Origin of the sequence: Microbacterium sp. K41, assembly GCF_004794395.1 — a bacterium.
GTDB classification, from domain to species: Bacteria; Actinomycetota; Actinomycetes; order Actinomycetales; family Microbacteriaceae; genus Microbacterium; species Microbacterium sufflavum.
On record NZ_SSDO01000168.1, the window covers coordinates 1 to 12,083 of the forward strand.

Annotated in this window: 12 protein-coding genes and 2 tRNA genes; 11 read left to right on the forward strand and 3 right to left on the reverse strand. The window is 69.8% G+C overall.

Annotated elements, in window-relative coordinates:
• The first annotated feature begins 178 nt into the window (after window positions 1-178).
• Window positions 179-655 (forward strand): GNAT family N-acetyltransferase, encoded by a 477-nt coding sequence (locus tag DW309_RS04415; protein WP_136044680.1) that lies wholly within the window; start codon window positions 179-181, stop codon window positions 653-655.
• 23 nt (window positions 656-678) lie between these two features.
• Here DW309_RS04415 and DW309_RS04420 read toward each other — a convergent pair.
• Window positions 679-749: transfer RNA gene (locus tag DW309_RS04420), tRNA-Gly, on the reverse strand.
• A 94-nt stretch (window positions 750-843) separates the two neighbouring features.
• On the opposite strand from DW309_RS04420, the gene DW309_RS04425 reads away from it, so the two are divergent.
• From DW309_RS04425 to clpX, 10 genes are all read left to right on the forward strand, one after another.
• Window positions 844-917 (forward strand) — tRNA-Pro (locus tag DW309_RS04425).
• A 59-nt stretch (window positions 918-976) separates the two neighbouring features.
• Window positions 977-2,452: a trigger factor gene (tig, locus tag DW309_RS04430; protein ID WP_136044681.1), complete on the forward strand. Its 1,476-nt coding sequence runs from the start codon at window positions 977-979 to the stop codon at window positions 2,450-2,452.
• Between the two features lie 71 nt (window positions 2,453-2,523).
• A complete protein-coding gene (locus DW309_RS04435; protein WP_136044682.1) occupies window positions 2,524-3,018 on the forward strand; it encodes a tetratricopeptide repeat protein in 495 nt (164 codons plus the stop codon).
• Between the two features lie 81 nt (window positions 3,019-3,099).
• On the forward strand, window positions 3,100-3,687 hold the full coding sequence (locus DW309_RS04440) for an ATP-dependent Clp protease proteolytic subunit (protein WP_136030882.1): 588 nt from the start codon (window positions 3,100-3,102) through the stop codon (window positions 3,685-3,687).
• Window positions 3,688-3,704: 17 nt separating this feature from the next.
• Complete coding sequence (locus DW309_RS04445; RefSeq protein WP_136044683.1) at window positions 3,705-4,346, forward strand: ATP-dependent Clp protease proteolytic subunit; 642 nt, start codon at window positions 3,705-3,707, stop codon at window positions 4,344-4,346.
• A 151-nt stretch (window positions 4,347-4,497) separates the two neighbouring features.
• On the forward strand, window positions 4,498-5,433 hold the full coding sequence (locus DW309_RS04450) for a sugar-binding transcriptional regulator (RefSeq protein WP_136030884.1): 936 nt from the start codon (window positions 4,498-4,500) through the stop codon (window positions 5,431-5,433).
• A 29-nt stretch (window positions 5,434-5,462) separates the two neighbouring features.
• On the forward strand, window positions 5,463-6,431 hold the full coding sequence (deoC, locus tag DW309_RS04455; RefSeq protein ID WP_378823225.1) for a deoxyribose-phosphate aldolase: 969 nt from the start codon (window positions 5,463-5,465) through the stop codon (window positions 6,429-6,431).
• Between the two features lie 13 nt (window positions 6,432-6,444).
• Window positions 6,445-7,887 (forward strand): aldehyde dehydrogenase family protein, encoded by a 1,443-nt coding sequence (locus DW309_RS04460; protein WP_136030886.1) that lies wholly within the window; start codon window positions 6,445-6,447, stop codon window positions 7,885-7,887.
• Window positions 7,884-8,735, forward strand: coding sequence for an aldehyde dehydrogenase family protein (locus tag DW309_RS04465; protein ID WP_136030887.1), 852 nt, complete (start codon window positions 7,884-7,886; stop codon window positions 8,733-8,735). Before DW309_RS04460 ends, DW309_RS04465 begins: the two co-directional genes overlap by 4 nt.
• A gap of 157 nt (window positions 8,736-8,892) precedes the next feature.
• Window positions 8,893-10,161, forward strand: a complete 1,269-nt coding sequence (clpX, locus tag DW309_RS04470) for an ATP-dependent Clp protease ATP-binding subunit ClpX (RefSeq protein ID WP_136030889.1) — start codon at window positions 8,893-8,895, stop codon at window positions 10,159-10,161.
• 24 nt (window positions 10,162-10,185) lie between these two features.
• Here clpX and DW309_RS04475 read toward each other — a convergent pair whose 3' ends face one another.
• Both DW309_RS04475 and DW309_RS04480 read right to left on the reverse strand, forming a co-directional pair.
• Window positions 10,186-10,683 (reverse strand): GyrI-like domain-containing protein, encoded by a 498-nt coding sequence (locus DW309_RS04475; RefSeq protein WP_136030891.1) that lies wholly within the window; start codon window positions 10,681-10,683, stop codon window positions 10,186-10,188.
• A 19-nt stretch (window positions 10,684-10,702) separates the two neighbouring features.
• Window positions 10,703-12,083: M3 family metallopeptidase (locus tag DW309_RS04480; protein WP_136044685.1), on the reverse strand; the 1,381-nt coding region annotated here is incomplete at its 5' end.

The window sequence follows — 12,083 nt, forward strand, 5'->3', positions numbered from 1 at the left end:
CGCGGCGGAAGCCGATGGCCCGCGCCTCCCGGGGGGCCGGCGGGTGCGGCGCTCGGGGCGCCGGGGTCCGTCACGACGTGCCCATTCGCTGATGCCTTCCGGTCGGGCTGCGGAGATCTGCTGTCAGCGTATTGGACCGGCGCTGCGTCCCGCGACCGGCCGGTGACAGGATGAGTCGATGGCACAGGTGAGCGTCCGACGGATGACGACCGACGAGTTCGAGGAACGGATGGGGGCGATCGCCCGCGAGTATGCGGCGGAGCAGGTCGCTGCCGGCCGGTGGGAGCGGGACGGCGCCGTCGATCGCGCGCGGGCGGAGAATGCGCGGATGCTTCCGAAGGGACCAGCGACGTCGCGCATGCTCGTGCTGCGAGGGGTCGACGAGGACGGACGTCCGATCGGTCGCGCCTGGGTGGGGCTCGACCACCCGCGAGGGGCGCCCGGCGTCGCGTTCCTCTATGACATCGAGGTCGTGCGGGATCGCCGCGGAGAGGGCCTGGGCAGGGCGTTGCTCGCCGCGGTGGAGAGCGCGGCGCGCGATGCCGGTGCCGAGGCGCTGGAGCTCAACGTGTTCGGCGGCAACGCGGCGGCGATCCGCATGTACGACGCGGCGGGTTACGCGGTCGTGACGCAGCAGATGCGGAAACGGCTCTGAGCGCTGACGCTCTGCCGTGGGAGAGGGGGTGACGGGAATCGAACCCGCGCAATCAGTTTGGAAGACTGAGACTCTACCATTGAGCTACACCCCCGGAACCGGAGTCCGGACTCCCACGATCATAGCGGACGGTCGGGCATGCTCCGGTCCGTTAGACTCGGTGGGGCTGAATCTGCGTGCGGATTCCCCGGGGCGTAGCTCAGCTTGGTAGAGCGCCCGCTTTGGGAGCGGGAGGTCGCAGGTTCAACTCCTGTCGCCCCGACTCAGATCCTCGACTTTTCAGCCGCGTCCGCGCGGAAACCACAAGGAGAACACACCAGCATGGCGAACAGCACCGTCGAGAAGCTGACCCCGACCCGGGTCAAGCTCAGCATCACGGTCACCCCGGAAGACCTCAAGCCCAGCATCGCTCACGCCTACGAGCACATCGCCCAGGACGTGCAGATCCCCGGCTTCCGCAAGGGCAAGGTCCCCGCGCCGATCATCGACCAGCGCATCGGCCGCGGCGCGGTCATCGAGCACGCCGTCAACGAGGGCCTCGACAAGTTCTTCCGCGAGGCGACGACCGAGCACAAGCTGCGCATCGTCGGCCGCCCGGCCGCCGAGATCACGCAGTGGCCGAACGAGAAGGACTTCTCGGGCGACCTGCTCGTCGACATCGAGGTCGATGTCCGTCCCGAGATCGAGCTCCCCGACTACGCGGGTGTCACGCTGACCGTCGACGCCGTCGAGGCCGACGAGGCCGCGCTCGACGCCGAGCTCGACAACATGCGCGCCCGCTTCGGCACCCTGATCCCCGTGGACCGTCCGGCCGCGAAGGGCGACTTCGTCGAGCTCGACCTGGTCGCGACGATCGACGGCGCCGAGATCGACCGCGCCGAGGGCGTCTCGTACGAGATCGGCTCCGGTGAGCTGCTGGAGGGCATCGACGACGCGGTGGAGTCGCTCACCGCCGGCGAGGACACCACGTTCCGCTCCGCCCTGGTCGGCGGAGACCACGCCGGCAAGGAGGCGGAGGTCTCCGTCACCGTCAAGGCCGTCAAGGAGCGCGAGCTGCCCGAGGCCGACGACGAGTTCGCGCAGATCGCCAGCGAGTTCGACACGATCGCCGAGCTCCGCGCGAGCCTGGCCGAGCGCGTCGCGCAGCAGGGCGTGTTCACGCAGGGTTCCGCCGCCCGCGACAAGCTCGTCGAGACGCTGCTCGAGCAGATCGACATCCCGGTTCCGCCGCAGCTCATCGAGGACGAGGTGCACAACCACCTCGAGGGCGAGGGCCGCCTGGAAGACGACGTGCACCGCGCCGAGGTCACCGAGGCGAGCGAGAAGCAGTTCCGCACGCAGGTGCTGCTCGACACGATCGCCGAGCAGGCCGACGTGCAGGTCTCGCAGGAGGAGCTCTCGCAGTACCTCATCCAGTCCGCCGCGCAGTACGGCATGGCTCCGCAGGAGTTCGTCGAGGCGCTGCAGTCGTCCAACCAGCTGCCCGCCCTCGTCGGTGAGGTCGCCCGCAACAAGGCGCTCGCGATCGCGCTGGGCAAGGTCAAGGTCGTCGACACCAACGGCAAGCCCGTCGATCTGTCCGACTTCGTGGTGACCGACGACGAGGCCGCTCAGGACGAGGCCGCCGAAGAGAAGCCCGCGGAGGAGAAGCCCGCCGCCAAGAAGGCTCCCGCCAAGAAGGCTCCGGCCAAGAAGGCTCCGGCCAAGAAGGACGCCGACGCGGAGGAGAAGCCCGCCGCCAAGAAGCCGGCCGCCAAGAAGGCTCCGGCCAAGAAGGCTGCCGACAAGGGCGAGTGATCGCACGAACGGTGAGGAGGGCGGATGCTGCGGCATCCGCCCTCTTTCTTTCGCATCGACGAGGAGGATGCATGAGCGGGTGGGACGACCGGGTCGAGCAGGTGTGGGCCGAGGCGACCGGTGACGAGGTCAGCGACGAGACGATCGCACGGATCGACGCCCTGGCCGCCGAGCGCGGCCCGGACGACGCGCGGGCGGAGTTCGAGCGGGCGGGCGCCAGGGACTCCGCAGGGCGCCCGGCCGAGGCGGTCGAGCTGTATCGCCGGGCGCTGGCTCTCGGGCTCGATGAGGAGCATCGCCCGCAGTGCGTGATCCAGCTGGCGAGCTCGCTGCGCAACCTGGGGGAGTACGACGAGGCGCTGGCGGTGATCCGCACCGAGGAGGAGGCCTCCGCCGACGGCCCGTACCGCGACGCGGTCGCCGTGGTGCATGCGCTGATCCTCGCGAGTGCCGGACGCCCGCATCAGGGGCTCTCGGTGGCGCTGCTGGCGCTGGTTCCGCACCTGCCGCGCTATCACCGTTCGATGACCGCGTACGCGCAGGAGATGGCCGAGCGCGACACCTGATATGCCGACGGCGAACACGACCTGAGTGCTGCGTTGACGCCGGTAGATTCGAATCACTGAAACACGGAAGCAGGAGCTGACATGGCTGAACCCCTCGTCGCGACAAGCGTCTTCGACAGGTTGCTGAAGGACCGCATCATCTGGCTCGGCTCGGAGGTGCGAGACGAGAACGCCAACGAGATCTGCGCGAAGATCCTCCTTCTCGCCGCCGAAGACTCCGAGAAGGACATCTACCTCTACATCAACTCGCCCGGCGGCTCGATCACCGCAGGCATGGCGATCTACGACACGATGCAGTTCGTGCCGAACGACATCGTCACGGTCGGCATCGGCATGGCCGCTTCGATGGGTCAGCTGCTGCTGACCAGCGGCACCAAGGGCAAGCGCTACATCACGCCCAACGCGCGTGTGCTGCTGCACCAGCCGCACGGCGGCTTCGGCGGCACGGCGAGCGACATCCAGACCCAGGCGCAGCTCATCCTGTCGATGAAGAAGCGTCTCGCGGAGATCACGGCGGGTCAGACCGGCAAGCCGGTCGAGCAGATCAACGCCGACGGAGACCGCGACCGCTGGTTCACGGCGGAGGAGGCCCTCGAGTACGGCTTCGTCGACCACATCCGCGAGCACGCCAGTGATGTCACCGGCGGCGGCGGCACGGGCGCCGAGTGAGGATGCGAGAGGACACCATGTACACACCCACGTTCCAGTCCGCCGGAAACCTGCCGTCCAGCCGCTACGTGCTCCCGCAGTTCGAGGAGCGCACGGCCTACGGCTTCAAGCGCCAGGACCCGTACAACAAGCTGTTCGAGGATCGCGTGATCTTCCTCGGCGTGCAGGTCGACGACGCGTCCGCCGACGACGTGATGGCGCAGCTGCTCGTTCTGGAGAGCCAGGACTCCGAGCGCGACATCACGATGTACATCAACTCGCCCGGTGGCTCGTTCACGGCCATGACCGCGATCTACGACACGATGCAGTACGTCGCGCCGCAGATCCAGACCGTGGTGCTGGGCCAGGCGGCGTCGGCCGCGTCGGTGCTGCTCGCCGCGGGTGCGCCGGGCAAGCGTCTGGCCCTGCCGAACGCCCGCGTGCTCATGCACCAGCCGGCGATGGGCGAGGCCGGTCACGGTCAGGCGTCGGACATCGAGATCCAGGCCGCCGAGATCCTCCGGATGCGCACGTGGCTCGAGGAGACCATGGCGCGTCACACCGGCAAGCCCGTGGAGCAGGTGAACCGCGACATCGATCGCGACAAGATCCTCTCCGCCCACGAGGCGCTGGAGTACGGCATCGTCGACCAGGTGCTCACGTCGCGCAAGCGCGCGTAAGCCCCGCTGTTCGAGAGGGCGTCCGTCGAGAGACGGGCGCCCTTTCGCGTGCCCGGCGGATGTGCGTCGGGACGGGGGTCGGGTGCGCATATGAGCAGAAGCGTGCGCGAACGCTGAATCGGGCCTACCCTGGACAGGGAAGGAGGATGCCGTGGAAGAAGACCTGCTCATGGTGCGCGTGGCCGAGCTGTACTACGACGAGGACAAGACGCAGGACGAGATCGGCGGCCTCCTCAAGATCTCCCGCTGGAAGGTCGGGCGGCTGCTCACCCAGGCCCGGGAGAGAGGGATCGTGCGCATCGAGATCGTGCACCCCCGTGCACGTCGCCTCGGGCTCGAGAGAGAGCTCGTCGAGCGCTTCGGGCTCAAGGACGCGGTGGTCGTGCCCGCTCCGGAGGGCGACGACGGCACGCTCGAGCGGGTGGCCCAGGCGGCCGCCGACTTCCTGACCGCGATGCGTCCGGTACCCCGCACGCTCGGCGTGAGCTGGGGCAAGACCCTCCGCGCCGTCGCCGAGGCGCTCCCCGACGGCTGGGCCAACGGCGTCACCGTCGTGCAGCTCAACGGCGGGGTCAGCCTCAACCGCCGCTCCGGAGGCGCGGCAGGACTGGCCGTGACGATCGCGCAGCGCGCGTCCGGCCAGGTCTCACTGCTGCCGAGTCCCGCGATTTTGGAGCACGTCGAGACCAAGCGGGCCATCGAGGGCGACCGCACCGTCGCGGCCGTGCTCGAGGAGGCCGCGGAGGCGCAGGCATTCCTGTTCACCGCCGGTCCCTGCGACGCGTCGTCGGCGCACGTCGAGAACGGCTACCTCCGCGCGGACGACGTCGAGGAGCTCGCACGCCGCGGAGCCGTCGGCGACGTGCTCGGCCGCTACGTCGACGCGGAGGGGAACATCGTCGACCCGCAGCTCGACGCCCGCACCGTGGGCGTCTCGCTCGACCGGCTGCGCGGCGCCGACCGCGCGGTCTTCGTGACCGCGGGACCCGCGAAGCACGACATCGCACGAACGGTGGTGACCAGCGGCCTGTGCAGCGTGCTGGTCACCGACGAGACCACAGCACGAGCATTGTTGGAGGAACAGTGACCACCACAGAACTCAGCCGCAGGGCGGCGGTGGACGTCCTCGGCGGAGAGCCGGACGACGCCACGCTGCGCCGCTTCCTGCACGGACTCCCGGGCGTCGACGCGGTCGGGCTGGAGCAGCGGGCGGCCGGTCTCGGCACCCGCTCGATCAAGACGACCTCGAAGGCCTGGGCGCTCGACACCATCATCCGTCTGATCGACCTCACGACGCTCGAAGGTGCCGACACCCCCGGCAAGGTGCGCTCGCTCGTCGCCAAGGCGAAGACCCCCGACGCCGCCGACCCCTCCACGCCGCGCGTGGCCGCGGTGTGCGTCTACGGCGACATGGTCGGCGGCGCGGTCGAGGCGCTGGGCTCCCTGCACGGCGACCCGGACGACGGCCTCATCTCGGTCGCCGCGGTCGCCACGGCGTTCCCCAGCGGCCGGTCGTCGCTCGCGATCAAGCTGGCCGACACCGCCGAGGCGGTCGCGGCGGGCGCCGACGAGATCGACATGGTGATCGACCGCGGTGCCTTCCTCTCCGGCCGGTACGGCCTGGTGTTCGACCAGATCGCCCAGGTCAAGGAGGCCTGCCGCCGCGAGGACGGCTCCTACGCCTCGCTCAAGGTGATCCTGGAGACCGGTGAGCTGAACACGTACGACAACATCAAGCGCGCGTCGTGGCTCGGGATCCTGGCGGGCGGCGACTTCATCAAGACGTCGACCGGCAAGGTGCAGCCCGCGGCCACGCTGCCCACCACGCTGCTCATGCTGGAGACCGTGCGCGACTGGTACCGCGGCACGGGCGAGCGGATCGGCGTGAAGCCGGCCGGTGGCATCCGCTCCTCGAAGGACGCGGTCAAGTACCTCGTCACCGTGGCGGAGACCGTGGGGGAGGAGTGGCTGCAGCCGCACCTGTTCCGCTTCGGCGCCTCCAGCCTCCTCAACGACGTGCTCCTGCAGCGACAGAAGCTCCGCTCCGGCCACTACTCGGGCCCCGACTACGTCACCATCGACTGACGGGAAGACCACCATGTCATTTCTGGAATACGCTCCGGCACCGGAGTCCACCGCGATCCTGAACCTCCGGGACAGCTACGGCCTGTTCATCGACGGCGAGTTCGTCGACGGCTCGGGCACCCCCTTCACGACCATCTCCCCGTCGAGCGAGAAGCGCATCGCCGAGATCGCGTCCGCGAGCGAGGAGGACATCGACCGTGCGGTCGCCGCCGCCCGCCGCGCCTACGACAAGACGTGGTCGAGGATGAGCGGCCGCGACCGCGGCAAGTACCTGTTCCGCATCGCGCGCCTGGTGCAGGAGCGCGCGCGCGAGCTCGCGGTCGCCGAGAGCCTCGACAACGGCAAGCCCATCAAGGAGAGCCGCGACGTGGACGTTCCCCTCGTCGCCTCCTGGTTCTTCTACTACGCGGGCTGGGCGGACAAGCTCGACTACGCCGGGCTCGGCGCGAACCCGCGGTCGCTCGGCGTCGCCGGACAGGTCATCCCCTGGAACTTCCCGCTGCTCATGCTCGCGTGGAAGCTCGCGCCCGCTCTCGCCGCCGGCAACACGGTCGTGCTGAAGCCGGCCGAGACCACGCCGCTCACGGCCCTGCTGTTCGCGGAGATCCTGCAGCAGGCCGACCTGCCCGCGGGCGTCGTGAACATCGTCACGGGTGCCGGGCAGACCGGGGCCGCGCTCGTGCGCCACCCCGACGTGGACAAGGTCGCCTTCACGGGTTCCACCGGCGTGGGTCGCGACATCGCTCGCGCGGTCGCCGGGACGAACAAGAAGCTGACGCTGGAGCTGGGCGGCAAGGCGGCGAACATCGTGTTCGACGACGCCCCGATCGACCAGGCCGTCGAGGGCATCGTCAACGGCATCTTCTTCAACCAGGGCCACGTGTGCTGCGCCGGCAGCCGCCTGTTGGTGCAGGAGTCCATCCACGACGAGGTCGTCGACCGGCTCAAGGCCCGGCTGTCGACGCTGCGCCTCGGCGACCCGCTCGACAAGAACACCGACATCGGCGCGATCAACTCCGCCGCCCAGCTGGCGCGGATCCGCGAGCTGAGCGACATCGGCGAGGCGGAGGGTGCCGAGCGCTGGACCGCCGACTGCGCCATCCCCGACCAGGGCTTCTGGTTCGCGCCGACGATCTTCACCGGTGTCGAGGCCGCGCACCGCATCGCGCGCGACGAGGTGTTCGGGCCCGTGCTGTCCGTGCTGACCTTCCGGACGCCCGCCGAGGCGATCGCGAAGGCGAACAACACCCCGTACGGCCTCTCCGCGGGGATCTGGTCCGACAAGGGCTCGCGCATCCTCGCCGTCGCCGACCGGCTGCGCGCCGGTGTGGTGTGGGCCAACACGTTCAACCGTTTCGACCCGTCGAGCCCGTTCGGCGGCTACAAGGAGTCCGGATACGGCCGCGAGGGCGGCCGCCAGGGGCTCACCGCGTACCTCAAGGGAGCCGCAGCATGAGCAAGCGACTGAGCGTTCCGAAGACCTACAAGCTCGCGATCGGCGGGGCCTTCCCCCGCAGCGAGTCGGGTCGCACGTACGAGGTGGTGTCCCGCAAGGGCGGCTTCCTCGCGAACGCCGCCAAGGCCTCGCGCAAGGACGCCCGCGACGCGGTCACCGCGGCGCGCGCGGCCGTGAAGGGATGGTCGGGGGCGACCGCGTACAACCGCGGCCAGGTGCTGTACCGCGTCGCGGAGGTGCTGGAGGGGCGCCGCGCGCAGTTCATCGACGAGATCGTGGCGCAGGAGGGCGTGTCGTCCTCGGCGGCCACCGCGCAGGTGGACGAGGCGATCGACCTGTGGGTCTGGTACGCGGGCTGGTGCGACAAGTACGCCCAGGTGGCGGGCAACGCGAACCCCGTGTCCGGTCCGTACTTCAACATCTCCGTGCCGGAGCCGACCGGCGTGGTCGCGATCGTCGCGCCGCAGGACTCGGCGCTGCTCGGGCTCGTCTCGGTCGTGGCACCGGCGCTGGTCGCGGGCAACACGGTCGTCGTGATCGCGAGCGAGCAGCACCCGCTGTCGGCGATCAGCCTCGCGGAGGTGCTGGCCACGAGCGACCTCCCCGGCGGTGTCGTGAACGTGCTGACCGGGTCGCCCGCGGAAATGGCGCCGTGGCTCGCCGCGCACCAGGACGTCAACGCGCTCGATCTGTCCGGCGCGGGAGCGCTCGACTGGGTCGACCTGCAGATCGCCGCCGCGGAGACCCTGAAGCGCGTGGTCGCTCCGGGCGAGGTCGTCGCCTCGCCCGAGCGGATCGCCGCGTTCACCGAGGTGAAGACCGTCTGGCACACCAAGAGCATGGTCTGAGCTCGGACCGCACGAGGGGCCCCGTCGCGCATCCCGCGGGCGGGGCCCTTCTCGATGCCGGGGCCGCGCGGAAGCGAGTCCGCGCCAATGCGGCCCGGTGTCGCATGCAGCGGTTAGGCTCGAAGGACGATCTCTGATCCCCCATAGGAGGACGCGCATGGCCCGCATCGGTGAAAGCGCTGACCTGTTCAAGTGTTCTTTCTGCGGAAAGAGCCAGAAGCAGGTGCAGCAGCTCATCGCGGGTCCCGGCGTGTACATCTGCGACGAGTGTGTCGAGCTGTGCAACGAGATCATCGAGGAGCGCATGGCGGAGTCGTCCGCCGAGGGTGTCGCCGAGTTCGAACTGCCCAAGCCGCGGGAGATCTTCTCGTTCCTCGAGGAGTACGTGGTCGGCCAGGAGCCCGCGAAGCGCGCCCTCGCCGTCGCCGTCTACAACCACTACAAGAGGGTCCGTGCGCACGGCACCCTGCAGCCGGCGGAGCAGAAGGCCGAAGAGGTCGAGATCGCCAAGAGCAACATCCTGCTCATCGGGCCGACCGGCTGCGGCAAGACCTACCTGGCACAGACGCTCGCCAAGCGCCTCAACGTGCCGTTCGCCGTCGCCGATGCCACCGCGCTCACCGAGGCGGGCTATGTGGGTGAAGACGTGGAGAACATCCTCCTCAAGCTCATCCAGGCCGCCGACTACGACGTGAAGCGCGCCGAGCAGGGCATCATCTACATCGACGAGGTCGACAAGATCGCCCGCAAGGCCGAGAACCCCTCGATCACCCGCGACGTGTCGGGCGAGGGCGTGCAGCAGGCACTCTTGAAGATCATCGAGGGAACGGTCGCGTCGGTTCCGCCGCAGGGCGGCCGCAAGCACCCCCACCAGGAGTTCCTGCAGATCGACACGTCGAACGTGCTGTTCATCGTGGCCGGCGCCTTCGCCGGGCTGGAGGACATCGTGTCGGCGCGCGTCGGCAAGCACGGCGTCGGCTTCGGCGCCCCGCTGCACGACAAGGGCAAGGACCTCGACCTGTTCAGCGAGGTGCTGCCGGAAGACCTCCACAAGTTCGGCCTCATCCCCGAGTTCATCGGGCGTCTGCCGGTCGTGACCAACGTGTCGCCGCTCGACCAGGCCGCGCTGATCGACATCCTCACCGGCCCGCGCAACGCGCTCGTGAAGCAGTATCAGCGCATGTTCGAACTCGACGGCGTGCAGCTGGAGTTCGAGGAGGAGGCGCTGCGCTCGATCGCCGACCTCGCGGTGGAGCGCAAGACCGGTGCCCGCGGACTCCGAGCGATCCTCGAGGACGTGCTCGGCCCCGTCATGTTCGAGATCCCGTCCGCCGACGATGTCGCGAAGGTCATCATCACGCGCGCCGCGGTCGACGAGGGCGCCCCGCCCACCGTGGTGATGGAGCGCAAGCGCAAGAGCGCCTGACCCCGACCGACGCCGGCGGGGCGGTCAACCGACCGGCATGATGAGGTCGGTGCGCAGGTCCTTCGGCGCCGTGTCCGGGTCGGAGACGTACACCTCGATCCAGACGCCGCGCGGATGGAGGTCCGCCTCCGCCGCCCGTGCGACCAGAGCCGCCCATCCGGCCCCGAGACCGTCGTAGGAGCCGAGGACGGTGGTCGCCACCGCGGATCCGGACGGAAGCGTGGATGCGACGATGGCGGTGCCGTCACCGGTGGCGAGGGGGTCGGACGGCGGGGCCTGCACGGGGAACCCGAGCTCGAGATCGAACACGCCCATCGGGTCGCCGTGGTAGATCGCCAGTGCCGGACCGGCGGGAAGCAGCGTGCCGGCGGCGAACGCGTCGCCGATGGCGCGGTACCCGGAGTCGAAGGCGTCACGGAGATCGGCGAGACGGAGCGCCTCGTGGCGGATGACCGCGAGCGGGACGGGGTCGAGGTCGAGCCGGTCGGCAGGCCCGAACGGGGCGTCGGAGAAGGCGTTCATGTGCTCAGGGTGCCACGGGTCAGCCGTCGAGTCCACGGCGCTTCAGGAGGGGCGCGATCTCGGCGTCGCGGCCGCGGAAGTCGCGATACGCCTCCAGGGGGTCCTTCGACCCGCCGACCCCGAGCAGACGCTCCCGGAAGCGGTCGCCGTTCTCGCGGGTGAGGCCCCCGTTCTCCCGGAACCACTCGACCGTGTCGGCGTCGAGCACCTCGCTCCAGATGTATGAGTAGTACCCCGCGCTGTAACCGCCGGAGAACACGTGCGCGAAGTACGTCGACGAATACCGCGTCGGCACGGCGGGGTCGTCGAGCCCGATGTCTGCCAGCGCCGCGGCCTCGAACGCCGCGACGTCGTCCACGTCGTCGTCGACGGAGAGCCGATGCCAGGCCTGGTCGAGCCAGGCGGCGGCCAGATACTCGCTCGTCGCGTGTCCCTGATCGAAGGTCTCGGTTGCCCGGAGGCGGTCGACGATCGCGGGGTCGAGCGGCTCTCCCGTCTCGTGGTGGCGGGCGTAGTTGTCCAGGACCTCGGGCCAGAGGATCCACATCTCGTTGACCTGACTCGGGAACTCGACGACGTCGCGGAACACGTTGGTGCCGGCGAAGTGGGGATACGTCACCGTCGCGAACAGACCGTGCAGGGCGTGCCCGAACTCGTGGAACAGCGTCGTCACCTCATCGAGCGTCAGCAGCGTGGGCTCTCCCTCTCCGGGCTGGGGGACGTTGAGGTTGTTGACCACGACGGGCGCGCTGCCGCGGAGTCGTGACTGGCTGACGATCGCGTTCATCCAGGCGCCGCCGCGCTTGGAGTCGCGGGTGTAGAGGTCGAGCACGTAGAGGCCGAGCGGGGAACCGTCGGCGTTGCGCACCTCGAACACCCGGGCCCCGGGGTGGTACGCGACCAGGTCGTCGCGCTCGCGGAAGGTGACTCCGTACAGCCGGGTCGCCGCGAAGAACACGCCGTCCTGCAGCACGCGCTCCGCCTCGAACCAGGGGCGCAGCGCAGCCGTGTCGATGTCGTAGCGGGCCGTACGCACCTTCTCGGTGTAGAACGCCCAGTCGTGCGCCTCGACCGGGAAGGGAGCGGGCTCCGACTCGTCGACCAGCGCCTGGAGCGCCGCGCGCTCGGCGCGCGCGTTGCGGGCCGACGGAGCAGCCAGCCGGCGCAGCATCCGCTCGACCGCCTCGGGAGAGCCCGCCGTCTCGTCGGCTGTGACGTATGCCGCGTGCGAGGGGTGCCCGAGAAGTGCGGCGCGCTCGGCCCGCAGGCGCACGATCTCGCGCAGGACCGGACGGTTGTCGTTCGCGTTGTCGCGCGAGCCCCTGGCGCGCGACGCGGCCAGGACGCGCCGCCGGGACTCCCGGACGCGGAGGCGGGCCAGGGCGGGATGGCCGGTGAAC

What these genes read in the sequence shown, in the direction of transcription:
- DW309_RS04415 (WP_136044680.1), top strand. Translation starts at nt 179, where the DNA reads ATGGCACAGGTGAGCGTCCGACGGATGACGACCGACGAGTTCGAGGAA.
- tig (WP_136044681.1), top strand. Translation starts at nt 977, where the DNA reads ATGGCGAACAGCACCGTCGAGAAGCTGACCCCGACCCGGGTCAAGCTC.
- DW309_RS04435 (WP_136044682.1), top strand. Translation starts at nt 2,524, where the DNA reads ATGAGCGGGTGGGACGACCGGGTCGAGCAGGTGTGGGCCGAGGCGACC.
- DW309_RS04440 (WP_136030882.1), top strand. Translation starts at nt 3,100, where the DNA reads ATGGCTGAACCCCTCGTCGCGACAAGCGTCTTCGACAGGTTGCTGAAG.
- DW309_RS04445 (WP_136044683.1), top strand. Translation starts at nt 3,705, where the DNA reads ATGTACACACCCACGTTCCAGTCCGCCGGAAACCTGCCGTCCAGCCGC.
- DW309_RS04460 (WP_136030886.1), top strand. Translation starts at nt 6,445, where the DNA reads ATGTCATTTCTGGAATACGCTCCGGCACCGGAGTCCACCGCGATCCTG.
- DW309_RS04465 (WP_136030887.1), top strand. Translation starts at nt 7,884, where the DNA reads ATGAGCAAGCGACTGAGCGTTCCGAAGACCTACAAGCTCGCGATCGGC.
- clpX (WP_136030889.1), top strand. Translation starts at nt 8,893, where the DNA reads ATGGCCCGCATCGGTGAAAGCGCTGACCTGTTCAAGTGTTCTTTCTGC.
- DW309_RS04475 (WP_136030891.1), bottom strand. Translation starts at nt 10,683, where the DNA reads ATGAACGCCTTCTCCGACGCCCCGTTCGGGCCTGCCGACCGGCTCGAC.